The sequence below is a fragment of the Gordonia sp. UBA5067 genome (assembly GCF_002414845.1).
Lineage (GTDB): Bacteria > Actinomycetota > Actinomycetes > Mycobacteriales > Mycobacteriaceae > Gordonia > Gordonia defluvii.
Map to the genome: position 1 here is coordinate 135,693 of NZ_DIAX01000045.1, position 23,318 is coordinate 159,010.

The window sequence follows — 23,318 nt, forward strand, 5'->3', positions numbered from 1 at the left end:
CCCGTGGCATGGTGGACCTTCTCCGCAGCGCGGACTGCGGCGGCGGCAACGGCCGCGGTGATTGCCGTGGCGCTAACCGGGTGTGCCACCGGGAAGGACGCGGTCCGGCAGGGTGACACCTGGCAGTTCGTCTCGCCGGGCGGGCAGACCGTGATCACCTATGAGCCGGCGCACCGCAAGCCGGTGGCGCCGCTATCGGGGCCGGAACTGGTCACCGACAAGCCGGTCGCGCTCGCGGACTTCGCTGGGAAGGCCGTCGTCGTCAACGTGTGGGGCTCGTGGTGCGGACCGTGCCGGGGCGAGGCCGACCTGCTGCTGCGTACCTTTCACCAGACCCGGGACCGGGGCGTGGCGTTCCTGGGCATCAACCTGCGCGACGACCGTGGCTCGGCGCGTGACTTCGTCACCGATCGCGGCATCGACTATCCGTCCATCTACGACTTCACCGGGGCCCGGCTGGCCGCGCTGACCACCCCGACGTCGGTCGTTCCGACGACCATCGTCCTCGATCGGGCGCACCGGCCGGCGGTCGTGTACCTGCGGGCGGTCGAGGCGGTCGAACTCAAGGCGGCCATCGACAAGGTGCTCGCCGACCAGTGATCACCGCCAGTGCACTTTCCGACGCAGCGGCCTCCGGGCCATTGCTGCTGGCGCTCGGCGCGTGCGCGCTCGCCGGTTTCCTGTCCTTCGCCTCGCCGTGCGTGGTGCCGCTGGTGCCCGGCTATCTCTCCTTCTTGGCCGGTCTCGTCGGGGCCCAGGCGCCGGCGGTCTCCGTCGCGGAGTCACGTGAACTCCGGCGCGAGGGTACCCGGCGGGTGGTCGGCGCCGCGATACTGTTCGTCCTCGGCTTCACCGTGGTATTCGTGCTGGCGATGGCCACGGTCTTCGGCATCACCGATCGGTTCAGCGGCGCCGGCGGGCGGCCGCTGCAAATCGTCGGTGGGCTGGTGACCATCCTCATGGGCCTGGTGTTCATCGGCTTGGTGCCGGCGCTGCAAACCGAGCGCCGGTTGTCGCCCGAGCGGGTGAGTGGGAGTCGATCCGGCGTGTTCGCGGCGCCGCTGCTGGGTGCGGTGTTCGCGCTGGGCTGGACGCCGTGCCTGGGACCCACCCTGGTCGCCATCGTCGCCACCGTTACCGGGACCGAGGGGGCGACCGCCGCCAAGGGGGTCGCGATGATGGTCGCCTACTGCGCGGGATTGGGCATCCCCTTCCTCGTGCTGGCGTTGTCGTCGACGTGGGCGGTCCGCAGTTGGGGCTGGCTTCGCCGGCACACGCGGACCATTCAGATCATTGGCGGCATCGCCCTGCTGCTCGTCGGCTTCGCGCTGGTGACCGGTATGTGGGATCACATCATTGCGTGGCTGCAGACGCGGTTCACGCCCGACGCCGGACTGCTGTTGTGACCGCGCCGGTGCGTCCGTCGCCGCTGCGCCGGTTCGTTGTCGCCCCGGTGCGCAATCTGTGGCGCTCGCTCACCTCGATGCGCACCGCGCTGGCCCTGCTGTTCCTACTGGCGGCGGCGGCAATCCCCGGCGCACTGTTGCCGCAGCGGCCACTGAATGCAAGCAAGACCCAGGACTACATCGACAATCACGGCTGGCTCGGGACCGTCATGGACCGGCTGCAACTATTCGACGTCTTCGCCAGCAGCTGGTTCACCGCGATCTACGTCCTGCTGTTCGTATCGCTCGTCGGTTGTCTCTTGCCGCGGCTGGCCGAGCATCTGCGCAGTCTGCGCGCCCGCCCGGTACCGGTGCCGCGCAACCTCGCGCGAATGCCGCGCCACGAGGAGATCGAGGTCGACGAGGACATCGAACCGCAGGCGCTGGCGCAGCGTATCGAAGCCAACCTGCACGGCTGGCGGACGACGGTATACCCGCCCGAGCAGAGTAGGGCCGGGACCTACGAGGTGTCGGCGGAGAAGGGCTACCTGCGCGAGTTCGGCAACCTGGTGTTCCACTTCGCGCTGCTGAGCCTGCTGGTGGCGCTGGCGGTGGGCAAGATGTACGGCTACGAGGGCACACGCATTCTTGTCGCCGACGGCGAGCAGGGCATGTGTAACACCTCGACGGCCGTCTACGATTCGTTCCGCGCCGGGCGTTTGGTCGACGGCACCGAACTCCAGCCGTTCTGCATCCGGGTGGATGACTTCACCGCATCGTTCCTGCCCAACGGACAACCCGACATGTACACCGCGGCGATGCGCCACACCGAGGGGGCGCCGGCCACCGATCCGGCGACGTGGCCGGTCGCCACGGTGCGCGTCAATGAGCCGTTGCGGCTGGCGGGTAGTCGCGTCTACGTCTTGGGAAACGGCTTTGCCCCGACATTCACCGTGACCTTTCCCGGTGGCCAGAAGCGCACGCAGACGGTGCCGTTCGCCCCAGAGGTGATGAACACGATGCTGTCGTCGGGGGCGGTGCGTGTCGACCCGCCGGCCGGAATGTATCCGGTGGAGAAGGCCCGCCGACGCAATCAGATCGGTATCGACGGGATATTCGCGCCGACGGCGAAGTTCGACGGCACGCTCCTGTCCTCGTCGTCGCCGATTCCGAAGGACCCGTACGTCGCGATCCGCGTCTACCGCGGTGATACCGGATTGGATTCGGGCCGTCCGCAGAACACTTATGCGCTGGACACCGGACTGATGCACAGCGGCCAGTTGAGCCGGGTCGGACAGGCGAATATGAAACCGGGCGGCGTCCTGCGGCTCGACGACGGCACGACGGTGAGCTTCGACGGATATCGGCGCTGGGTGTCGGTGCAGGTGTCCAACGATCCCGCCCAGAAGTGGGTGCTGGTGTCGGCGATCGTAATGTTGATCGGCCTGCTGGTGTCGCTGCTGGTGAAGCGCCGGCGCATCTGGGCCAGGATCGTAGTGGTCGATGGCGGCCCGGACGGGCAACGACGTACCGTGGTAACGGTGGCCGGCCTGGCCCGCACCGATTCGGCGGGGTGGGGCGACGGATTCTCCGAGCAGGCGCGTGCCCTCGTGGCGGATGAGAACGATAAGAGGTGACGGGTGTGAACCAGGTGTTGGCAGATACCGGCGAAGTGGTCGTCCACATCGATCAGACCGTGGCGCGCTACTCCGACCTGCTGTACGGCACCGCGATCGGCGTCTATGCCATCGCGATGCTGCTGCTCTTCGCCGGCTATGCGGCGAGCCTGGACCGATTCGCCAAACAGCGACCGGCACGCGAGCTGGCCCACGTCGGCGGGCCGGTGGTATCGGCCGATGATTCCGGTCCCGGCCGCGTTGTGCCACCGGAAGCTCGCTCCAATAGCCAGCGGTTCGTGAACATGGGCTACGCCGTCGCCGTCGTCGGCGTCCTCGCCCAACTCGGTTCGATCGTCACCCGTGGGATCGCCACCGATCGCATGCCGTGGGGCAATATGTACGAGTTCATCTCGTTGACGATGATCGCCTGCATGGTCGGCGGCATCGTCGCGCTGCGTGCGCCCGCCAACCGCAAGTACCTCGGATTCGTGACACTGGCCGTGGTCTTGATGCTGTTCATCGGCGGCAAGTACCTCTACACCCAGGCCGCCCCCGTGGTGCCGGCCCTCAAGTCGTACTGGTTGATGATCCACGTCTCGATCATCTCGATCAGTTCCGGCGTGCTCCTGGTGTCGGGGATCGCGAGCATGCTGTTCCTGCTGAACAACACGTTCGGCATCTTCGGCGAGCAGGCCGCCGACCGGTTGGACCGCATTGCCTACCGGTGCGTGGTGTTTGCGTTCCCGCTATTCGGCCTCGGTGTGATCTGCGGTGCCATCTGGGCGGAGGCCGCGTGGGGCCGATTCTGGGGCTGGGATCCCAAGGAGACGGTTTCGTTCATCGCTTGGGTGATCTATGCGGCGTACCTGCACGCACGGGCAACGGCGGGCTGGCGCGACAAGGCGGCGGTCATCAACATCATCGGGTTCGTCACGCTGCTGTTCAACCTCTTCGCGATCAACCTCGTCGTCGCCGGGCTGCACTCCTACGCCGGCGTGTAGCGCAGCGCGGACGATCCCACGCCGGTTCGCCCATCCCACTGCGATTGATGGGGGATGGGCGAAACACGGGGGCTAGGTATCCCGATCCCGGTTCTTCCGTCGCAGGTCGAGGAGAAAGTCCGGATCGTCGTCGGGCCCGATCGGGCGCTGTGGGCTGTGGTGGTGCGGTGCGGCGTCGCCCGGCGTGCGGGTCATGCGCCACAAGACTAGGCCGAGGGCGACGACAAGGGCGAGCAACAGTACGTAGTGCACGGCAAACCTCCTGTACTCCTCCACGATACGTGAGGTTCACCGGCGATGGTCGTACTGGGCCGCCCCGGTGGGAAGAACCGGGGGCGGGCCTACGCGGGCAGGTCGTCGCGGTTGTTCAGCAGTGCGACGACGTCGGTCTCGCGGTAGCGCCGGTGCCCGCCCGGGGTGCGAATCGACTGCAGCAGGCCCGAGGAGGACCAGCGGGCCACGGTCTTCGGGTTGACGCTGAACATTGCGGCCACGTCGGCGGGCTTGAGGTTGAACTGGCCTGCGTTGGCCGCGGTGATGGTCGACAGCCCGGTGGTTAGCGGTGCGTGGATGGTAGTCATGGAGGTCCTTCGTCGCGGATAGTCGGAATTCACTGCTTGGGACCGTTTTACCCGCTGGTCGGCCGGTTGTTCGAACCTTCAACAATCAGTAAAGAGATGGTCAAATTGTCGGGTTTGGGAGATTGGGGGCTGGTTGCGGGTCGGTATGACGGTCCGTGGCACGCGGCTCCATCGACGGCAGATAGGGTGACAGGGTGACTGAGGAAGACGCTCCGCGGCCGTTGCCGGACTCCGCCGGGTCTGAGCCGGTGAGCCTCCCCGCACTGATCGCCGCGGTCGCCGCCTACATCGGGGCGCGGCTGATCCTGGTCGCCATCATCACCGGCGCGATCCTGGGGGGCGGCGCACTCCTGGGTCAGACGGTCCCGGTGATCGTCGCCGCGGCGTTCGGCGTGCTGATCGCCCTTCCGCTGGGCCTGCTGCTTTTCAAGTCGTTGCGGATCAAGGTCAACAGCCGAATCGTCGCCTACGACGACGAGCGGGCGCGCCGGCGCGACGAATTGCAGCGCCGGCTGCGCAAGCCCGGTAGCTGACTCCGGGCTGACATGACTCGCAGCGTCGATCATCGTGCCAATCGGGACTGGGTGCGTCGCGCCGTACGCGTCATCGAGGCCGACAGCCGTCGTTCGGCAGATACCCACCTCCTGAAGGTCGCGCTCCCGGCGTGGGCGGAGTGGACCGGCAACGATGGATGTCGCGTCGGGGTCGACCTCTACGTGAAGGACGAGTCGACCCATCCGACCGGATCGCTCAAGCATCGGCTGGCCCGGTCACTGTTCCTTTACGCGCTCAGCAACGGCTGGATAAATGAGGCGACGACGGTCATCGAGGCGTCGTCAGGGTCGACAGCGGTTTCCGAGGCATACTTCGCGAAACTGATCGGCGTGCCGTTTGTCGCCGTCATGGCCTCGAGCACATCGGCGGAGAAGACGCGACTGATCGAACGGGAGGGTGGGCGCTGCCATCTGGTCGACAATCCTGCCGACGTCTACGAGGTCGCCGCACGGTTGGCGCGCGACCTCGGCGGCCACTACATCGACCAGTTCACGATGGCCGAGCGCGCAACCGACTGGCGCGGCAACAACAACATCGCCGAGTCGATCTTCGACCAACTCGCCGATGAGCGGTATCCGATTCCCGCCTGGGCGGTGGTCGGCGCGGGCACCGGGGGGACCTCGGCAACCATCGGCCGCTACCTTCGCTACCGCGGCTATGACACGGGTCTGTGCGTCGTCGACCCGGAGTACTCCGTATTCTTTCCGGCCTACTCCTCGGGGGACGGCGCGCTGCGCAGTGAAACCGGGTCCCGCATCGAGGGCATCGGCCGGCCGCGGGTGGAGCCGTCGTTCGTCTCGCAGGTCATCGACCGGATGCTCGCGGTGCCCGACTCCTCGTCGGTTGCGGCGATGCGCTTCTTCTCCGAACTGCTCGACCGGCGCGTCGGCCCGTCGACCGGGTCCAACATCCATGGTGCGCTGCTACTCGTCGCCGAAATGGTCGCCGCCGGTGAACCCGGTTCGGTGGTGACGTTGCTGTGCGATCCAGGGGAGCGCTACGGGGCAACATATTTCGACGACGACTGGCTGGCGACTGCCGACCTGCACATTGCGGAGCCGTTGACGGCGCTGCGGCAGTTCTGGGCGGACGGCAGCTGGCGGGAGGCCGGCGAGACCACATGAGCGCGAACATCACCCCGCACGGCGAGCGGGCGCCACTGGTCCATGCCCGGAATCTGGTGCGAGAATATGCGTTCGGCGATACCACGGTCCGCGCGCTCGATGGTGTCGATCTCGACCTGCCCGGGGGACGTTTCGTCTCGATCGTCGGCCCGTCGGGCGCGGGCAAGTCGACGCTGCTACACATTCTCGGTGCGCTCGACCAGCCGACTTCGGGCGAGATTGTCGTCGACGGCGTCCCGCTCACCGGTCTCGGCGATGCGCAAGCCTCCGAGTTCCGCCGCCGTCGCGTCGGATTCATCTTTCAATTCTTCAACCTGGTCCCGACGATGTCGGCGTGGGAGAACGTGGCGCTGCCGCGGTTGCTCGACAACCAGTCGCTCCGGAAGGCGAAGCCGGAGGCCGTCGCGCTTCTCGAGCGCGTGGGCCTGCACGATCGCGTCGACCACCGGCCAAATGAACTGTCCGGCGGTCAAATGCAGCGCGTGGCGATAGCCCGCTCACTCATCATGGACCCCGCCATCGTGCTCGCCGACGAGCCGACCGGCAATCTCGACAGCCGAACGGGTGCCGCGGTTCTGGAACTTCTCGCGACCCTCGCACACGACCGCCCGGATCGCCTCGTGGTCATGGTCACCCACGATGCGACCGCGGCGGCGGCTACCGACCAGGTGATCACGGTCCGCGACGGGCGGGTCGTGATCTGATGCGTGCAGGCGCGGCGCTGACGCGGGTGCGGCTGCTGAACCTGCGGGAGATCGTCACCCACCGGTTGCGGGTGGCGACGTCGCTGTCGGTGATCGTGGTGGCTTCGGCGCTGTTGGTGGCGGTTTTCGGCACCTTCGGGTCGCTGACCGGGTCGGTGCGGGACTTTACTGCCGCGCTGACCGGCAATGCCGCCCTCGAGGTTGCAGCCATCTCCGACACCGGTTTGCCCGCCGGCATCGCCGGGGAGCTGCGACGAGGTGTGCCACAAGCCCAGGCCGTCGTACCGATGATCCGCGCGCAGGTCCGGCTCGACCCTGTCGGCGCTCCGGCGTCCACCGATCCGAAACTGAGCCTGCTGATCGGCTCGGACCAGCGGGTGACGCAGATGTCGCCGCAATTGCGGGACGCGCTGCGCAAATCGGGTGGCGAGATCGATCTTGCCGACCTCGAGACCGGCGTGGTCGCCGGACCGGGGGCCGGCCTCGCGAAGGGTGACCGGGTCCGGCTCAACGGCGTCGAGGTCACTGTGCTGCAGGTGGCCCCCGCCGCGGGCACCGAGGTACTGAACCGCGGCAACTTCCTGTTCGCCTACCTGCCCTTGGCGCAGCAGATAGTCGGCTTGCCCGACCGGGTCGACTCGCTGCTGATCGTCGCGAAGCCGGGGGCCAACCGGCAGCAGTTGCGTCGTGACGCCGAGCAGATCGTGGGCGGGCGCGCCGTGGTCGTCGACCCCCGGTTCCGGCAGAAGCAGGCTGAAGTCGCGACCGCCGTCACCCGCGATTCGACACTGCTCGTGTCGGTGATCTCGCTGGTGATCGCCGGGTTTCTCGTCTTCAACACGATGAACATGGCGGTCGCGTCGCGGCGCTCGTCGCTGGCCATGGTGCGCGCCCTCGGGGCGCGACGCGGCCAGTTGGTCAGTGACATGCTGGGCGAGTCGGCGATCTACGGTCTAGTGGGCGGCGCGCTGGGCATTCCGATCGGAGTCCTCGCGGGGCGCTGGGCGATCGGCCGGCTGCCAGAGATGACGCTGAACTCGGTCGGTGCCGCGGTGAGCTATCACTTGCCGGTGTACGCGCCGTTTGTCGCGTTGGGAGCGTGTGTTGCGGCCTGCGTCGGGGCGACCGCATTGGCGGCGCGAACGGTGTTCTCGGTTTCGCCGGTGGAGGCGATGTCGGCGGCCGGCGGCGACGTCGACAAACCGTTGTCGCGACGGGTTGTCGCGGTCGCCGGTGCAGGCGGACTGGGCGGGATTGCGCTGTCGTGGGTGCTGGCCACGTCGGTACCGGGGCGGGGCGCGATCATCGCCGGTGCGGTGTTCGGCGTATGCGGACTATTGCTGTGTTTCGCGCTCACCGGGATTCTGGTGCGTGCGGCCGCCTGGGTGGCCGGACGTTTTGGGCCCGCCGGAACGCTGGCGGCGGTGAACACCGAACGGGCGTCGCGGCGGGTGTGGGCGACAGTCATGACAGTGGCCGTTGCCATTGCGGTCGGCATGGGGACGTCGGGCGCGTTGCAGAACCTGGTGTCGTCGATCTCCGGCTCGTTGCAGGGTCTGGGCGATCCGGCATTTTACCTGTCGACCTCTAACAAGGACGGTATCCCGACGGGCCCGGCGTTCGGGGACGAGGTGACCGCGGCGGTCCGGGCGGTACCCGGCGTCGCGGCCGTCGCCGGTTCGCAGTGGGCCACCGTGAACGTCGGGGATGCGCGAATCTTGGTGCAGGGCTTGGCGGTTGGGCTGAGCGCCCCGTTTATCGCGAAGACCAAGCCGACCGCCCTCCGGCAGGTTCTCGCCGGCGATGGGATCGTGCTGTCCTCCGTGGCGGCCCGCAACCTCGGACGCAAGACCGGCGACGTCGTGCGACTTGCGACACCGACGGGGTATCACTCGCTGATCGTGCGCGACGTCGTCGACTACGTGGCCATCGACTCGGGCAGCGCGGCGATCTCGCTGGACGGGCTGCGCGACTGGTTCGACCGTCCGGGCGCCACTTTTCTGCAGGTGGGCCTGAAGCCTGGGGCCGACGCCGAGGACGTCCGCGCGGACCTTGAGGCCGTCGCGCAGCGATACTCGGCGGGGCGGCTCCCCCTGCACGTCTATTCCGGCGCGGAAGCGGTGCGGGCCACCCAGCAGTCCGCTGAGCAGTCCGGTGCGTTCACCGTCGCCATCCAGTGGATCGTCGCGGTGGCGGCGGCTGTCGCGCTGCTCAACACCCTGCTGCTGAGCGTGATCGAGCGACGCCGCGAACTCGCCGTCCTGCGCGCGCTGGGGGCGTCCCGCCGTTTCGTCTTCTCGATGGTGCTGTCCGAGGCGGTAGGGATTGCGGCGGTCGGCTCCATCGTGGGCGTCGTCCTGGGCGGCTTGTTGCATCTGCTCAGCGACAAGATTCTCACGGCGAGCACCTCGATCGCCATTCACTACTCGCCGCAGGCCTCGACGCTGCTCTATGTCGCGGTGTCGATGGGGCTGTGCGTCGTCGGCGCCCTGACCCCCGCGGTCCGTGCCGCGAGGATGAACATCTCGGAGTCGATCACGGCCCAGTAAGTCTCCCGCGAGCTGATTCTGGTCCCGCGTGGACGGCTGTGCCCGCTCGACCCGAATATGCCCGCGCGACCCAGCGTTAGCGCTGGTTCGGCCAGCGCTAGTTCGGCCAGTAGTGAGTGTCCGGGGTGGCGCGGGCACCGAAAACGGCCTGCCCGACGCGGACGCAGGTCGACCCCTCGGCGATGGCGAGCTCGAAGTCGCCGGACATGCCCATCGACAACTCGCCGGGGCCGAGCAGCTCGGGGTCGTCGTCGCGCACCCGGTCGCGCAAGTCGCGCAGGAGGGTGAAGCAGCCGCGCACCCGGTCGGTGTCCGACGACAACGCGGCCAGGGTCATCAGTCCGCGCACCCGCAGCGACGACAGGGGAGCCAATTCGCGGATGAAGGCTGGTACTTCGCCGGGGGGGAGGCCGAACTTCGACTCCTCGCCGGAGGTGTTGACCTGCACGAAGACGTCGAGGCCGCGGCCGAGCAGCTGCAGCCGACGGTCGAGTGCCTCGGCGATGCGGAGACTGTCGAGGGCCTGGAATTCGTCGGCGATTGACGCCACATCCTTGGCCTTGTTGGTCTGTAGGTGGCCGATCACCGACCACTTGACACCGGCGCCGGGAGCATCGTGAGCGGACCGGATTGTCTCGACAGCGGAGAGTTCGGCGTGTTTGCGTTTGGCCTCTTGGACCTTGTTCTCACCGAACCACGTGCAGCCGGCGGTGACGGCGTTGCGCAGTCGATCGACCTCGACGGTTTTGGACACCGGGAGCAGCCGCACGCCGACGGGATCGCGGCCAGCCGCTTGAGCGGCGGCGTCGATGCGTGCCTGGACGGTGGCAAGATTTCGGCGGAAGTCCTCGACGGTATGCGCGGGGGCGTAGTCGGTCACGATCCTCATTGTCCACTAGTGGTTCTCCACTAGCCTTGCGGCATGACAGCGTCGGACGACCCGCTGGCCGTTGGACAGCAGTTGGTGGCGATCCTCGACGAGGGGCGCCGGACGGGCACGTACAAGCTGGCGGTCGCCGTCGCGCTGCTCGACTTGGCCGTCGAGCAGGTGCCGGCCGACCCGGCCGCCGTGGTGTCCATCAACCTCGGCCAGCTGACCGAGCGGGTGATGGATCTCTATTGGGGACAGTTGCGGCCATTCCTGGGCAGCGATCTCAAACAGTCCACCGATGGGCGCAGTGTGCTGTTGGGGGCTGTTGCCGGGTTGCGGGCAAAGGTTCCCGGCCGACGCGAGGTCCCCCTCGAAACCGCGCAGCGGCTGGTGCCGCACGAGTACCAGCGGTGTGCGGACAAAGTCTTACGGTTCTTGGTGCGGTACCCGCTGAAGCGGCTCCAGCGGGCCGGCCGCAGCGATACACATGAGTGTTTCCTGTATGACGATTCGTGGCTGGGGTCTGATTCGGTCACGGTGATCGCGGACCACGGAAATCAGGTGGAGCTCTACCCCGGCATTGGTCACGCGTTGGCCCGGCTGGCGCCGCTGTTGAAGCCGGCGTTTCAGCTCGCGTGGGTGCACGACGTGCAGCGGATGAACAAGGCGGTTCTCGGAAACGAACCGGATATCGCCCACCACCTGTTCGGGGCCGACCGGGTATCGCTCGCCCGCCCGGCGGAGATCCTTGTCGAGGAATTCGGGTCCGTGTGCTTCTATTGCGCTTCCGTGGTGACGAAACACCGACACGTCGACCACGTTCTGCCCTGGTCGCGGGTGCCGTTGAACGGTTTGAGCAACCTGGTCATCGGGTGCCGGCGGTGCAATTCGGATAAGTCGGACTACCTGCCCGAACCCGTGCATGTGGCCCGCGCACTCGATCGCGGCCGGGAGCGCTTGCAAGGGCTTGCCGACAGCATCAACTGGCCGAGCCAGTTCGACCGCGTCGATTCGGCCGCGCGCGGGCTCTATTCGACCGTGACTGCTGTGACACCGGTCTGGCACGCGCCCGGGCGGATCGAGCCGCTTTCGCGGATCGACTTCGTCTGGCCGCGGTGAGTCAGGTGGTAACGGGTTCCCTGCGAACCAAACGCCCGTCAATAAGTATTGACACTCGGTAACTGTCAAGTTAACCTGACGTGGTGACTGAAGAAACAACCCCAGCCGCCGACGCGGTCGCCGACCCCGATCCCGCTCGTGGCCTGGCTGCGGTACGCGCCCTGCGCACGCTCGCCGATCGACTTGAGTGCATCCACGTGGATAACGCCCGCAGTGCCGGGTGGAGCTGGCAACAAATCGCCGAGGTGCTGGAGATCAGCCGCCAGGCGGTTCATCAGAAGCACGCCCGGCGACAGGGCGACTGCGCCACCGAATGACTGCACAACACGACCACACAACACGAAGGAGACGCCACATGTTTGGCTCACGACTCAACCGCGACGGGCGGATGGTCTTCCCGTTCGCCATTGCCGAGGCACAGGATCTCGGCCACGAAAGTCTCGCCCCCGAGCACCTGATTCTCGGAGTGCTCTGCAATGCCCGGGACCCTTTGATCGGCGTATTCGCCGAACACGGCATCACGTTGGAGGCCGCGCGCGAAGCAGTTCGGGGTGCCGCGGGGGCGGACGGCCGGCCCAGTTCCGAGCAGGACCGGTATGCCGAGGATCGCGACGCGCTGAAACTGCTCGGCATCGACTTGGATACCGTGCGCGCGGCGGTGCAAAAGAACTTCGGCGACGATCTGACCGCCGGCTGGGGTCGTCGTGCGGACCGTCGGGGACACAGCCACCGCGGCCACCGCGGCCACCGGGGGCGCCGCGGCGGGTCGCCCGAGTTCGCCGGTTGCCGACCCGGAATGGACCCGCGCGACGGCGAGCGGTCCGGCGGCCGCGGTCCGTGGCGCGGTGGTGATGAGCAGCCGTGGAGCGACGGGCCCGGGAGCGAGACTGTCGGTCCGGGCGATGGTCCGTGGGACTACGGGCGAGGGCGCCGCGGGCCACGCGGCCATGGTGGGCGAGCCCGATTCGCGCTAACCACCAAGCGGGCGCTTGCCGACGCGGTGCGCATGGCTGATGACGATGGCGGCGGCGCCGTGTCGACTGCGCACATTGTGGCCGCGGTGCTCGACGTCGACAGGCCGGTCGTCGCCGCGATCATCGCGCTCGCCCCGGATGCGGACGCGTTACGGCGCGCCGTCACCGACGTGACGAGTGCCGATGCGACGACCTAGCCGCGGCTTGACGCCGCGACCCGCCCCGGCGGTCTAGAGGCCGTGCGTATGGGGTACCCCGTTCACACCCCACGCGAAGACCGCGGCGATGATGATGGCCCAGCCCAACATGATCAGGCCGGTCTGACCGAGCACGCGGACCAGGTCGGCGCCCTTGGCCGGCGCATGCTCGGGTCCCGACCCCTGTCCGACCACCGAGCGGCCCAGACCGTTGGCGAACGGTGCCAGCCCCAGCGCGGTCAGCGCCCACGGGTGGTGCAGGGACAGGACCAGGGTCGTTACGAACGGGAGGGTGATCAGTAGTGCGAACAGGTACCGCGTCGAGTAATCGCCCAGACGGACGGCCAGCGTTCGTTTGCCGGCATCCGCATCGGAGTCGATATCGCGGAGATTGTTGGTGACCAGCACCGCCGCCGAGAAGGAACCGATCGCGATGCCGATCCCCACTCCGACGGCATCGATTCGGCCGCCGGCCACCAACTGTGTGCCGCACACGGCGACGAGCCCGAAGAACACGAACACGGCGATCTCGCCGAATCCGGCATAGCCGTACGGTCGTGAGCCGCCGGTGTAGAACCAGGCGGCGAGAATGCACACCGCGCCGATGATGATCAGCCACCAATGCGTCGCCAGCGCCAGCCAGACGCCGGCGATCGCGGCGATGAGGAATGAGATCACCGCGGCCGCGCGGACTGCCGCGGGCGAGGCGGCGCCCGATCCGACGAGCCGCTGCGGGCCGACCCGGTCGTCGTCAGTGCCGCGCACCCCGTCCGAGTAGTCATTGGCGAAGTTCACGCCGATGACCAGTGCGATTGCGACGACGAAGGCCCCGCCGATGCGTGCTGCGCTGGGCGTCTCGGTGACGTGATTGGCAGCGCCGATCCCCGCGATCACGGGCGCGAGCGCGGTGGGCAGGGTGCGGGGTCGAGCGCCGTTGATCCATTGCGCAAACGTGGCCATTCGGTCATTCAACCATGTGGGCGCGACGGTCAATCCACCGCGGCGGGCTCGGTTTCGCCGGCCTCGGAACGCAGTAGTGCCCGTACCGCGGCGCGGTTGATCTTCCCTGGTCCCAGGAGCGGAAGCCGATCGACGACGACGATTCGCCGGGGTGCGGCGAATCGGTGCACCTGGTCGGCAACGCGGCTGCGCAGGCCGGCCACGTCGGGGGTGCGGCCGGGGGAGGCGACGACGGCGGCGGCCACCTGTTCCCCGAGTCGCCGGTCTGGCAGGCCCACCACGACGCACTCGGCGACGGCCGGGTCGGCGGTCAGTACCGCCTCGACGACGTGCGGTGCGACGGTGAGCCCGCCGGTGCTGATCGCCTCGTCGGCGCGCCCCTCGATCTGCAGGACGCCGCCGTCGATGGTCCCGAGGTCATCGGTGCGGAACGATCCGGGCGCGCCGAACGCCGGGTCGGTGCGCCGATGGTAGCCGTGGGCCACCATCGGTCCGCACAGGACGACGCGACCCTCGTCGTCGATCGACACCGAAACCCCATCGAGTGGCTGGCCGTCATAGACGCACCCGCCTGCGGTTTCGCTCATCCCGTAGGTCCGGACAATCGGGATGCCCGCGGCGCGCGCGCGGTCGTGCACCGACCGCGGGGTCGCCGCCCCACCGATGAGCACGGCGTCGAGTCCGGCCGCTGCAGCAGTCGCCGCCGGTGACGCCAGGATGGCGATGAGCTGGGGGGGGACCAGTGAGGTGTACCGACGCGGCCCGCGCAGGAGCGCAATGTCGGCGGCGAACCGATCGGCGTTGAAACCGCCGCGTAGATCGGTGATGACGGGGGTGAACCCGGCACGCAGCGCCCGCAACAACACCTGGAGGCCCGCGATGTGGTGCGCGGGCAGTGCCAACAGCCAGTTGCCCTCGCCGCCGAGGCGGGCGTGGGTGGCGTCGGCGGAGGCGGCGAGCGTCGCCGGCGTGTGGATGGCGCCCTTGGGCCGGCCGGTCGACCCCGATGTAGCGATGACCAGGCACGCCTGCGGATCCTCGACGACTGACCCGACGCCGAGCGACGATTCGAGCAATCGTCGGTCGGCGGCTCGCGGATCGTCGCCGACGGGCAGGAAACAGTGGGCCCCGGCGGCCATCGCGACCAGGTCGCCAAGGGAATCGCGCAGCGCGAGTCCGGTTGCGAGGGGCAGTGCGCGCAGGACCGGCACAGCGGCTACTCGGGGGAGTCCGCGTCCTCGTCCGAGTGGGATTCGCCCGAGCGGACCGGGCCCTCCTCGAACGGCCAGCCGGCTCCGGCGAGGACCGCGCGGACACGAGCCAGATCGGCCTCGCTGGGAAGTTCATCGGTGAGTTTGTTGATCTCGACACCGGCATCGACCCGACTGATCTCGGGTATCTCCGGAGCGGACTCGACCGCCATCTCCACCGCGGCATCGGTGGCCAGCGTGTTGGCGACCTCGCGGACCTCGTCGTCGGAGAGCTGCCTGCGCAAGATTGCGGCGAGTGGGATGTAGTCGTCGCGTGGGACCCCATTGGGGTATCCGGCGCGCAGCCAGCGGATCACTGAGGCCAATAGCTGGGGGCGGTCCACGGCAATCCTCCTCCCGGGGTGCAGTGCCATGATTATAGGTCCCCGGCTACGCGTGCGCTCAACGGTCGGACAGGGAGACGGCCAGGGGCCACCCGGCCGACGCTAGTCGCGCCGCGACCTGATTGGTCTCCTCGGTGGTGGGGGTTTGCTCGGTGACGCCGGCGATCGCGTCTTGGATCTGCTGCTCGGTGACCGCGGGAATCCCGGCCTCCTGGGCGAGCGTCTGCGCCACCCGGGTGATCTCTTTCTCGTCGAGGACGCGCGTGAGGAGCGCGAGCAGCGGGGGGAAGTCGGTGCGGTCCACGCCTTGCGGGTAGCCGGCGCGAATCCACCCGACGACCGAATCGAAGGGGTTCACAGGGTCTCAGCTTTCGGGTTACTTGTAGCCGAACGGGAAGATTTTGACGTCGAAATGGTAGTAGATCGTCTGCCGGGTGATCCACAGGATTCCGACGATGATGGCGAGGCTGACGAAGACGAACAGGACTGCACCGAGGGCCTTGAGGGCCGGGTTGTGGCTGGTGACCGTGCCGTCGGCGTTGTAGCCGTTGGCCCACAGGCGCAGACCGAGGGCAAACAGTGCCGGCAGTCCGGCACCGAAGATCAGGCCGATGAGGAAGACGCGGAAGATGGACTCTACGACGGACATATCAGGTTTCCTTTCCGATGTCCGAGATCAGGCTTCCGCGCGCTCGCGCTGGGCCTTCGGGGCAGCCGGGGTCTCGTCGGCGGGGATGAGGCCACGCTCGGCGTCCCAGTCGGCGTTGACGTTGCTGTGGTCGATCTTGTTCTGCTGAGCCCGCCAGTACATGTACCCGGAGAGGATCACCAGGAGGGTGAAGATGACGATCGCCCCGCCGAGATTGCCGAACAGGTGCGCCAGGCCGAAGCAGACGGCGCCGACGATGGCTGCGGCCGGGAGGGTGGTGACCCAGGCGACGGCCATGCGGCCGGCGACCGACCAGCGGACCTCGGCGCCCTTGCGGCCGACCCCGGTGCCGAGGATCGAGCCGGTCGCGACGTGGGTCGTGGACAGCGGCATGCCGGCGGCGCTGGAGGTGAGGATGATTGCGGCGGAGCTGGCCTCGGCGGCCATGCCCTGCGGCGGAGAGATCTCGACCAGGCCCTTGCCGAGCGTGCGGATGATGCGCCAGCCGCCCAAGTAGGTCCCGAGGGCAATTGCGCCCGCGCAGGTGAAGACGACCCAGAAAGGCAGGCCGTGCGAGACGGACTCGGCGTTCAGGTGGCCGGTGGCGATGAGCGCGAGGGCGATCACACCCATGGTCTTCTGTGCGTCACCGGTGCCGTGGGCGAGCGAGACCAGCGACGCGGTGGCGATCTGACCGTAGCGGAAGCCGTCATCCTTCTGGTGTGACTCCAGGACGTCGGTGATCTTGTAGACCAACCAGGTGCCGCATGCTGCGACGATGCACGCGATGACCGGTGCGAGGAGGGCGGGGATCAGAATCTTGGCCGTGATGCCGCTCCAGTTGACGCCGGAGGTGCCGAGCGCGGCGAGACCGGCGCCGATCAGCCCGCCGAACAACGCGTGCGACGAACTTGACGGTAGGCCGAACAACCAGGTGAAGAGATTCCACAGGATGCCGCCGACGAGCCCGGCGAAGATGATCAGCAGCGCCTTGGTCGGGTCAAGGCCGGGAATCAGCTCGCCGGTGGACGAACCGGAGGTCTGCTGGATCTTCAGCACGTCCTTGGTGATCGTCGCGGCAACCTCGACAGAGAGGAAGGCGCCGACCAGGTTGAGGACCGCCGACAGGCCGACGGCCACCTTGGGCTTGAGTGCCCCGGTGGCGATCGACGTCGCCATGGCGTTGCCCGTGTCGTGGAACCCGTTGGTGAAGTCGAATCCGAGTGCGGTCATGACCAGCAGCACAAGGATCAGCATCTCTACGCTCATGCTCAAATAATGACCTGTGAGGACCCTTAGCGCATAGTTGGACCCTGGATTTTTGATCGCCCTGACCTGCGAAGATGCTGAATTCCGTGGCTGTTCACATGCTGTTAACCTCCGCGTCGGACGGAGTCCATCTCGGAGTCCGCGGGGGTGGGGCCCACGTGCCGAACGAGCCGTGTCCGCCGGTCGGCCGCGATGGGCATGTCAGAATCGGACCCATGACTCCGATCACGCTGGGCATGCCCATCAACTACGCCGGCGATTTCCGCGAGACCATTGCGAACCTCGCCGATTTCGAGGGCGTCGGCGTGCGCCGGATTGCCGTGCCGGAGGCGTACAGCTTTGACGCGGTCAGTCAACTCGGCTTCATCGCCGCCAAGACCGAGAAGATGGAACTGCAGACGGCGATCCTGCCGATGTACTCCCGCACCCCGTCGAACCTGGCGATGACCGCCGCCGGGTTGGACTACATCAGCGGTGGGCGCGCCATCCTGGGACTCGGTGCATCGGGTCCCCAGGTCATTGAGGGCTTCCACGGGGTGAAGTACGACTTTCCGCTCGGGCGGGCGCGCGAACACGCCCAGATCTGCCGGCAGGTGTGGCGGCGTGAGAAGGTCGAGTTCGCGGGCAAGCACTACACACTCCCGCTCGACGTCGAGCACGGCGGTAGCGGGCTGGGTAAGGCGCTCAAGATCATCAACCACCCGGTCCGCGAACGCATCCCCATGCTGCTGGCGGCGATCGGACCGAAGAACGTCGAGTTGGCCGCCGAGTTGTACGAGGAACTCCAGCCCTTCCTCTTCCATCCCGAGCATGTCGATGCGGCGTTCGGCGAGCCACTGGCCAAGGGCAAAGCGCTTCGGGATCCGTCGCTGGGTGATCTGCGGATCGTCGTGCAGGCGGCCGCGCTGATCACCGAGGACGACGATCTGATCGGCAATGCGCTGGCCGGCGTGCGGCATCACGCCGCGCTCTACATCGGCGGCATGGGTGCGCGGGGGAAGAACTTCTACAACTCGCTGGTGCAGCGCTACGGCTATGTCGACGAGGCGAAGCTCATCCAGGATCTCTACCTCGACGGCAAGAAGGAGCAGGCCGCCGAGGCCGTGCCCGATGAACTCGTTCGCGCGATGAGCCTGATCGGACCGAAGTCCTACATCGCCGAACGGATCGCGGCATTCGCCGCCGCCGGGGTCGGCGTGATGCTGGCCAGCCCCGTCGCGGGCACCCACGCTGACCGGGTCGCGACGATGGGTGCCCTCGCCGAGATCATGGCGTAGGGCCACCGCGGTCGACCGCGCCGATCAACCGACGCGACGGACCTTCCAGATGTGATCGGTGCCGCGGTTGCCCGTGTAGCCGCCGTCGACGATGATGCTCGACTTGTCGATCACCAGGAAGGTGTTGTGCTTCCAGCCCAGCAGCTGGTTGGGTGCGATGCCGGTGGTGAGCAGACGGCTGACGCCGAGGGTGCGTTGGTCGATGACCGAGAGGTAGCCGGCGAAATAGTTGGCCGCGTACACCTTGCCGCCGAAGACGAGCAGCGAGTTGGTACCCGGGCCGGTGAAGACATCGCTGATGTGGCGGCCGGTGCGCAGGTCGTGGACGGTGACGAGGCCCTGATACAGGTCGTTGACGTAGACGCGATTCGTGCGGGGGTCCGCCACGATGGAGCCGTGCCCCTGCTCGCTGATCGTGGTGTTCCAGGTGATGGTGCTCTTGACCGCACCGCCACCGGGGCGGGTGATCCGGAACTGGGTTAGCGAGCTGTAGTACGACGGGAGCGTCACGGTCGCGCCGACCGCAGAGACGTCGGTGATCGCGATGCCGGCGCCCATCTGCTTGGGGCCGCCGGGCATCACCGCGCGGCCGATGGGCTGCAGCGTGTTCAGGTCGAAGAACACCAGCCCGCCCGGCCTGGTGGTGGAGATGATGGCCACTCCCATCGCCTCGGCGAAGACGATGCCGTGTGCGTGCTGCACACCGGCGAACGTCTTGAGTAGCCGGCCGGTGTGCTTGTCCCAAACGTTGACCTCGTTGGCGGCCGCGCCCGTCGTCCATACGGTGTTGCCGGTCCTGGGGACGCCGATCTCGTACTGGGCGGCGATCGAGCCGTGCCCGGTGTTCGTGATCTTCTTGGTGACCGGAATTCGCTTGCGGACCTCCATGCTGTTCGGATCGACCTCCAGAATCGACGACTCCGAGGCGCCGTCGAAGGGGGAGACGTTGGTCAGCCACAGGCTGCCGGTCTGGGGGTCGATGGCGCCGCGGTAGTTGCCCTTGCCGACGTTGTACCCGGTGATCTGGTAGCCGGGTTGCTGCGGCACGGCGGGTGCCGGCTGTGACTTCCAGAAGCGATCGGCCGGATCGGTCGGTACGGCGCTCGCGGCGGGGGCGGCGATCGTGCCGAGGAACAATGCGGCGGCCAGCGCCGAGGTGGTCGTGCGGGCGAGGAGCGAGTGCGGAGGCATGATGGTCAGGTTAGCCTAAGCTGAAATTTGGAGGCAGGCCGAGGCCGACGCACAGCACTTACGGCGCTCAGTAGTAGTAGGGGTAGCCGTCCCAGTCCGGTTCGCGCTTCTCCAAGAAGGCATCCCGGCCCTCGACGGCCTCGTCGGTCATGTAGGCCAGTCGCGTCGCCTCCCCGGCGAAGACCTGCTGACCCATCAGACCGTCATCGGTGAGGTTCAGCGCGAACTTGAGCATGCGCTGTGCCGTCGGGGATTTACCGTTGATCGTTCGGGCCCACTCAATGGCGGTGGTCTCCAGCTCGGCGTGGCCGGCGACGCGGTTGACCGCCCCCATCCGGTGCATCGTCTCCGCGTCGTAGGCCTCGCCGAGGAAGAAAATCTCCCGCGCGAACTTCTGCCCGACCTGCTTGGCGAGGTAGGCGCTGCCGTACCCGGCGTCGAAGGAGCCGACGTCGGCGTCGGTCTGCTTGAACCGGGCGTGCTCGCGCGAGGCGAGGGTGAGGTCGCAGACGACGTGCAGCGAGTGCCCGCCGCCGGCGGCCCACCCGTTGACCACAGCGATGACCACCTTCGGCATGGTGCGGATCAGGCGCTGCACCTCGAGAATGTGCAGCCGCCCGCCCTCGGCTTTGACCCGGGCCTCGTCAACGCCGTCCGAGTCGGCGCCGGCGACGTCGGTGTCGTGGCTGGCCGCGTACTGGTACCCGGACCGGCCCCGGATGCGCTGGTCGCCGCCGCTGCAGAACGCCCAGCCGCCATCCTTGGGCGACGGGCCGTTGCCGGTCAACAGCACCGTGCCGACATCTGGGGAGCGACGCGCGTGGTCGAGGGTGCGATACAGCTCGTCAACGGTGTGCGGCCGGAACGCGTTGCGCACCGCCGGCCGGTCGAAGGCGATCCGCACGATCCCGTTGGCCCGTCCCGGCCCGGTGTGGCGGTGATAGGTGAGGTCGGTCAGGTCGTCGAATCCGGGGACCCGCCGCCAGAGCGCCGGATCGAACGGGTTGGCATCGGTCATGACGTCCAGCGTAGTGAGGCCGCGGGGCGGGGCCGCGGCGGTACCGATCGGTGGTGGGGATACCGTGGGGAAATGAGTGACTCGCAGCCTGCCGCCAGCACCGCCCACGAAGGCGGGTTCCGGCCGGATCTGGCCATCTCCACCAAGCGCGGTGGTCCGCACTACGCCGACTTCAACGAAGAGGTCCGGACCCTGATGGACAAGGTCCGCTATGCGTGTCCCAGCGACGAACTCGCCCTGGACGCCATTGCCACGCTGCGCGACCTCAACGCGAAGCTCGACGAGTACCTGGTCGACGAGTGGACCACCCCGGCCGGCACCCGCGTCGACCTGCCCGCGCGCGGCAACATCACGTTGCCGCCCTATGAGATCTCTGCGGCCGGGCCCGACGGGGTGGTGGCCACTGTCTGGTTCCGGCCCTACCACCTCGGTGGCAACGGCGTCGCGCATGGCGGCCAGGTGGCCGTCGCGTTCGACGACCTCGGTGGCATGGCGTCGGCGGTAGCGGTCAACGGCGTGTGCCGCACCGCATTCCTGAAGGTGAACTACCGGTCGCTGACCCCGCTGAACACGCCGCTCCAGATGCGGACCCGGGTAGACCGCCGCGACGGCCGCAAGATGTTCGTGGCCGGCACACTGCACGATGGTGATCGGCTGTGCGCCGACATCGAGTCGTTGTTCATCGAACTCAAGCCGGGGCAGGCCTGACCCGCATCACAGTTCGCGGACGCTGATCGCGAACCCCGCCGCCGTGAGCCGATCGGTGAGCGCATCGCCCATGGCGACCGCCGGGGTGAGGACACCGGCGCGATCGGGAAGCCGGTCGCGGTCGAGGGCCAGCGCGAGCGCTGACTCGCCCAGCATGACCGCCGTTGCTTTGTAGCCGGGGTCGCCCTGGGCGACCATCTCGCTGCGATAGCGGCGTCCCGACGATGTCGTCGTGAAGGTCTGGACCGTGAAATGACCCTTGTCGCGTGCCTTTTCACTCGGGCCCTCGCCGGGCTTGGGCAGGACGCGGTCCAACAGTTTGCGAGTTGGTTTGAAAGACATCGCCCCCAGCCCGATACCCAGTCCGGCCGCGACGACTGCGGAGGCGATGGTGGACACGATCGGTACGGCGCCGACCGACATCGCCTCGCCGTACCGGAAGGCCGGGCCATAGTCGAGTAGCGCGTTGGAGCGCCGCACGATCCGGGTGTTGAACGAACTCATGAAGAACGGTGCCAGGGTGCCGCGCAACGAGGGGTCGACGCTGGCGGCCCGCACGAGTGCGGCGTCACTCGGCTCAGCGCGTCGATCCCCGCGTGCGAGTTCGCCCGGGCCGGACGAGAGTGCCTGCGGGTTGAGCAGAATCGACCGGGTCGACGCATCGTGCGCCTGTTCGGCGATCACCCGGATCGAATCGACGGTGCCGCCCGAGGCGGCGCCGCGCATCGAGATCACAACCATCGTCGTGGTGCCCAGGGTGCCGGCGCCATCGGCCTCCGCTCGGCGGTACAGACCGTACGCGCCGAGATCGGATGGGACGGAGTCGAAGCCACACGCGTGCACGATCCGCGCACCGGTCGACGCGGCGGTGTCGCCGACCTTGTCGATGGAGTAGCGGACGAACGGGACCTCGCCGGTGAGATCGACGTAGTCGGTGCCCGCACTCGCAGCAGCGGTAACCAGGGCCTCGCCATATCGCAGATACGGGCCGACAGTCGTGCAGACGACCTGGGTGCGGGCGACCATCGCGTCCAACGTGGACGGCCGGTCGGCGTCGGCGACGATGAGTGGCCACGTCGCCGCACGCTTGCCGAGTCGCCTGCGGACGGCGGTGAGTTTGACCTCTGAGCGTCCCGCCAGCGCGACTCGCGTGCCGCTCGGCGCGGCATCGGCAAGGTAGCGGGCGGTCAGCTCACCAACGAAACCGGTGGCGCCGAAGACAACGATGTCGAACTCGCGGCTCATAGTGCCAGCGTAGCCGCTCTGCCCGGCGGTCAGGTGGCCCGGGCGACGCCAATCGACAGGGCGCCGAAGGCCTTCGGCGCCCCCGTCGCGTAATACTGCTCGAGCTCGACCGGATCCCAACCTGATTCGGTCAGCAACGCCGGGATGTCGCGGGTGAGGTGACATCCGCCGCCCAGGCGCTTCTGTGCCGGCTCGATCCGGCGTTGCCATCGGCGCACCTTCTCATCGGGGGCGCTGCCGTGTTCCAAGAAGTGCAGCGTCCCGCCCGGCTTCACAACGCGGCGCAGCTCGGCCAGGGCGGCGGGAAGATCCGGGATGGTGCACATCGTGTAGGTGGACAATGCCGCGTCAAAGGAGTCGTCGGCGAAGGGGAGCCGCTGACCGTCGAGGCCGCCGCGGGTGATGGGTATCGGACTGTCCGCGACGGCGTCTTCGGCCATTGCCCAGGCAGTGTCGGACGGCTCGATCGCCATCACCGAGGTCACGTCGGCGGGATAGCAGCCGACGTTGGAGCCCGAGCCGAACCCGATTTCGACGATATCGCCGTGCAGACCGGCTGTCGCGGTGCGCCGGACCTTGCGCATCGCCGGCATCCCGCAGGTGAATTTCACGATGTGCGGCAGGATTCGATCCTCGTAACAGCCCATGGGTCGATTGTGCCCCGATGGTGCCGCAAGTCCCGCAGCACCATTGTCATAGGGCATCCCCGATCGGCGCTGCGCGATGAC

The 23,318-nt window shown here is 67.8% G+C and carries 26 protein-coding genes; 13 read left to right on the forward strand and 13 right to left on the reverse strand.

Going from position 1 to position 23,318, the window contains the following annotated elements; translation table 11 throughout:
- Nucleotides 1-3 precede the first annotated feature (3 nt).
- From B4M62_RS07405 to ccsB, 4 genes are read left to right on the forward strand one after another with little or no spacing between them, the layout of a single operon-like run.
- Entirely contained in the window at nucleotides 4-600 is a 597-nt protein-coding gene (locus tag B4M62_RS07405) for a TlpA family protein disulfide reductase (RefSeq protein ID WP_290706331.1), read from the forward strand.
- Nucleotides 597-1,406: a cytochrome c biogenesis CcdA family protein gene (locus tag B4M62_RS07410; RefSeq protein WP_290706332.1), complete on the forward strand. Its 810-nt coding sequence runs from the start codon at nucleotides 597-599 to the stop codon at nucleotides 1,404-1,406. Before B4M62_RS07405 ends, B4M62_RS07410 begins: the two co-directional genes overlap by 4 nt.
- Nucleotides 1,361-3,022, forward strand: coding sequence for a cytochrome c biogenesis protein ResB (gene resB / locus B4M62_RS07415; protein WP_414651805.1), 1,662 nt, complete (start codon nucleotides 1,361-1,363; stop codon nucleotides 3,020-3,022). The genes B4M62_RS07410 and resB overlap by 46 nt, the downstream gene beginning before the upstream one ends.
- A 5-nt stretch (nucleotides 3,023-3,027) precedes the next feature.
- Nucleotides 3,028-4,005, forward strand: coding sequence for a c-type cytochrome biogenesis protein CcsB (gene ccsB / locus B4M62_RS07420; RefSeq protein WP_290706416.1), 978 nt, complete (start codon nucleotides 3,028-3,030; stop codon nucleotides 4,003-4,005).
- Nucleotides 4,006-4,077: 72 nt separating this feature from the next.
- Here ccsB and B4M62_RS07425 read toward each other — a convergent pair whose 3' ends face one another.
- Both B4M62_RS07425 and B4M62_RS07430 read right to left on the reverse strand, forming a co-directional pair.
- Nucleotides 4,078-4,257, reverse strand: coding sequence for a hypothetical protein (locus tag B4M62_RS07425; RefSeq protein ID WP_290706333.1), 180 nt, complete (start codon nucleotides 4,255-4,257; stop codon nucleotides 4,078-4,080).
- A gap of 89 nt (nucleotides 4,258-4,346) precedes the next feature.
- Nucleotides 4,347-4,586 (reverse strand): BldC family transcriptional regulator, encoded by a 240-nt coding sequence (locus B4M62_RS07430; protein WP_290706334.1) that lies wholly within the window; start codon nucleotides 4,584-4,586, stop codon nucleotides 4,347-4,349.
- Between the two features lie 194 nt (nucleotides 4,587-4,780).
- On the opposite strand from B4M62_RS07430, the gene B4M62_RS07435 reads away from it, so the two are divergent.
- From B4M62_RS07435 to B4M62_RS07450, 4 genes are read left to right on the forward strand one after another with little or no spacing between them, the layout of a single operon-like run.
- On the forward strand, nucleotides 4,781-5,119 hold the full coding sequence (locus tag B4M62_RS07435; protein ID WP_290706335.1) for a DUF4229 domain-containing protein: 339 nt from the start codon (nucleotides 4,781-4,783) through the stop codon (nucleotides 5,117-5,119).
- Between the two features lie 12 nt (nucleotides 5,120-5,131).
- Complete coding sequence (locus B4M62_RS07440) at nucleotides 5,132-6,265, forward strand: PLP-dependent cysteine synthase family protein (protein ID WP_290706336.1); 1,134 nt, start codon at nucleotides 5,132-5,134, stop codon at nucleotides 6,263-6,265.
- Nucleotides 6,262-6,969, forward strand: coding sequence for an ABC transporter ATP-binding protein (locus B4M62_RS07445; RefSeq protein ID WP_290706337.1), 708 nt, complete (start codon nucleotides 6,262-6,264; stop codon nucleotides 6,967-6,969). Before B4M62_RS07440 ends, B4M62_RS07445 begins: the two co-directional genes overlap by 4 nt.
- The gene (locus tag B4M62_RS07450; protein WP_290706338.1) at nucleotides 6,969-9,518 is read left to right on the forward strand and encodes an ABC transporter permease; all 2,550 of its coding nucleotides are present in this window, start codon (nucleotides 6,969-6,971) and stop codon (nucleotides 9,516-9,518) included. Before B4M62_RS07445 ends, B4M62_RS07450 begins: the two co-directional genes overlap by 1 nt.
- A 97-nt stretch (nucleotides 9,519-9,615) precedes the next feature.
- Here B4M62_RS07450 and B4M62_RS07455 read toward each other — a convergent pair whose 3' ends face one another.
- On the reverse strand, nucleotides 9,616-10,407 hold the full coding sequence (locus tag B4M62_RS07455; protein WP_290706339.1) for a YggS family pyridoxal phosphate-dependent enzyme: 792 nt from the start codon (nucleotides 10,405-10,407) through the stop codon (nucleotides 9,616-9,618).
- A gap of 33 nt (nucleotides 10,408-10,440) precedes the next feature.
- Between B4M62_RS07455 and B4M62_RS07460 the strand changes: the two genes are divergently transcribed.
- The 3 genes from B4M62_RS07460 (at nucleotide 10,441) to B4M62_RS07470 (ending at nucleotide 12,679) form a co-directional block, all read left to right on the forward strand.
- Nucleotides 10,441-11,508: an HNH endonuclease domain-containing protein gene (locus B4M62_RS07460; protein ID WP_290706340.1), complete on the forward strand. Its 1,068-nt coding sequence runs from the start codon at nucleotides 10,441-10,443 to the stop codon at nucleotides 11,506-11,508.
- 80 nt (nucleotides 11,509-11,588) lie between these two features.
- On the forward strand, nucleotides 11,589-11,825 hold the full coding sequence (locus B4M62_RS07465; RefSeq protein ID WP_414651806.1) for a helix-turn-helix domain-containing protein: 237 nt from the start codon (nucleotides 11,589-11,591) through the stop codon (nucleotides 11,823-11,825).
- 38 nt (nucleotides 11,826-11,863) lie between these two features.
- Entirely contained in the window at nucleotides 11,864-12,679 is an 816-nt protein-coding gene (locus B4M62_RS07470; protein WP_290706342.1) for a Clp protease N-terminal domain-containing protein, read from the forward strand.
- A 33-nt stretch (nucleotides 12,680-12,712) separates the two neighbouring features.
- On the opposite strand, the gene B4M62_RS07475 is transcribed toward B4M62_RS07470, so the two are convergent.
- The 6 genes from B4M62_RS07475 to B4M62_RS07500 are packed head-to-tail and all read right to left on the reverse strand — an operon-like array spanning nucleotide 12,713 to nucleotide 17,151.
- Complete coding sequence (locus tag B4M62_RS07475; protein WP_290706343.1) at nucleotides 12,713-13,639, reverse strand: 1,4-dihydroxy-2-naphthoate polyprenyltransferase; 927 nt, start codon at nucleotides 13,637-13,639, stop codon at nucleotides 12,713-12,715.
- A 29-nt stretch (nucleotides 13,640-13,668) separates the two neighbouring features.
- The gene (menE, locus tag B4M62_RS07480; protein ID WP_290706344.1) at nucleotides 13,669-14,850 is read right to left on the reverse strand and encodes an o-succinylbenzoate--CoA ligase; all 1,182 of its coding nucleotides are present in this window, start codon (nucleotides 14,848-14,850) and stop codon (nucleotides 13,669-13,671) included.
- A 5-nt stretch (nucleotides 14,851-14,855) separates the two neighbouring features.
- Complete coding sequence (locus B4M62_RS07485) at nucleotides 14,856-15,233, reverse strand: DUF3349 domain-containing protein (RefSeq protein ID WP_290706345.1); 378 nt, start codon at nucleotides 15,231-15,233, stop codon at nucleotides 14,856-14,858.
- 58 nt (nucleotides 15,234-15,291) lie between these two features.
- A complete protein-coding gene (locus B4M62_RS07490) occupies nucleotides 15,292-15,591 on the reverse strand; it encodes a DUF3349 domain-containing protein (protein ID WP_290706346.1) in 300 nt (99 codons plus the stop codon).
- Between the two features lie 18 nt (nucleotides 15,592-15,609).
- The gene (locus tag B4M62_RS07495) at nucleotides 15,610-15,882 is read right to left on the reverse strand and encodes a hypothetical protein (RefSeq protein ID WP_290706347.1); all 273 of its coding nucleotides are present in this window, start codon (nucleotides 15,880-15,882) and stop codon (nucleotides 15,610-15,612) included.
- A 27-nt stretch (nucleotides 15,883-15,909) separates the two neighbouring features.
- Nucleotides 15,910-17,151 carry an inorganic phosphate transporter gene (locus B4M62_RS07500; protein ID WP_290706348.1) on the reverse strand — a complete coding sequence of 414 codons (1,242 nt, stop codon included), beginning with the start codon at nucleotides 17,149-17,151 and terminating at the stop codon, nucleotides 15,910-15,912.
- Between the two features lie 215 nt (nucleotides 17,152-17,366).
- On the opposite strand from B4M62_RS07500, the gene B4M62_RS07505 reads away from it, so the two are divergent.
- Nucleotides 17,367-18,428 carry an LLM class F420-dependent oxidoreductase gene (locus tag B4M62_RS07505; protein WP_290706349.1) on the forward strand — a complete coding sequence of 354 codons (1,062 nt, stop codon included), beginning with the start codon at nucleotides 17,367-17,369 and terminating at the stop codon, nucleotides 18,426-18,428.
- A gap of 24 nt (nucleotides 18,429-18,452) precedes the next feature.
- Here B4M62_RS07505 and B4M62_RS07510 read toward each other — a convergent pair whose 3' ends face one another.
- Complete coding sequence (locus tag B4M62_RS07510) at nucleotides 18,453-19,619, reverse strand: YncE family protein (protein ID WP_290706350.1); 1,167 nt, start codon at nucleotides 19,617-19,619, stop codon at nucleotides 18,453-18,455.
- Between the two features lie 67 nt (nucleotides 19,620-19,686).
- A complete protein-coding gene (locus B4M62_RS07515; protein WP_290706351.1) occupies nucleotides 19,687-20,637 on the reverse strand; it encodes a 1,4-dihydroxy-2-naphthoyl-CoA synthase in 951 nt (316 codons plus the stop codon).
- A gap of 72 nt (nucleotides 20,638-20,709) precedes the next feature.
- Here B4M62_RS07515 and B4M62_RS07520 point away from each other — a divergent pair, with 72 nt between their 5' ends.
- Entirely contained in the window at nucleotides 20,710-21,345 is a 636-nt protein-coding gene (locus tag B4M62_RS07520) for a PaaI family thioesterase (protein ID WP_290706352.1), read from the forward strand.
- Nucleotides 21,346-21,351: 6 nt separating this feature from the next.
- Here B4M62_RS07520 and B4M62_RS07525 read toward each other — a convergent pair whose 3' ends face one another.
- Nucleotides 21,352-22,590 (reverse strand): saccharopine dehydrogenase family protein, encoded by a 1,239-nt coding sequence (locus B4M62_RS07525; protein WP_290706353.1) that lies wholly within the window; start codon nucleotides 22,588-22,590, stop codon nucleotides 21,352-21,354.
- A 29-nt stretch (nucleotides 22,591-22,619) separates the two neighbouring features.
- Nucleotides 22,620-23,237, reverse strand: coding sequence for a class I SAM-dependent methyltransferase (locus B4M62_RS07530; protein WP_290706354.1), 618 nt, complete (start codon nucleotides 23,235-23,237; stop codon nucleotides 22,620-22,622).
- Nucleotides 23,238-23,318: the final 81 nt, after the last annotated feature.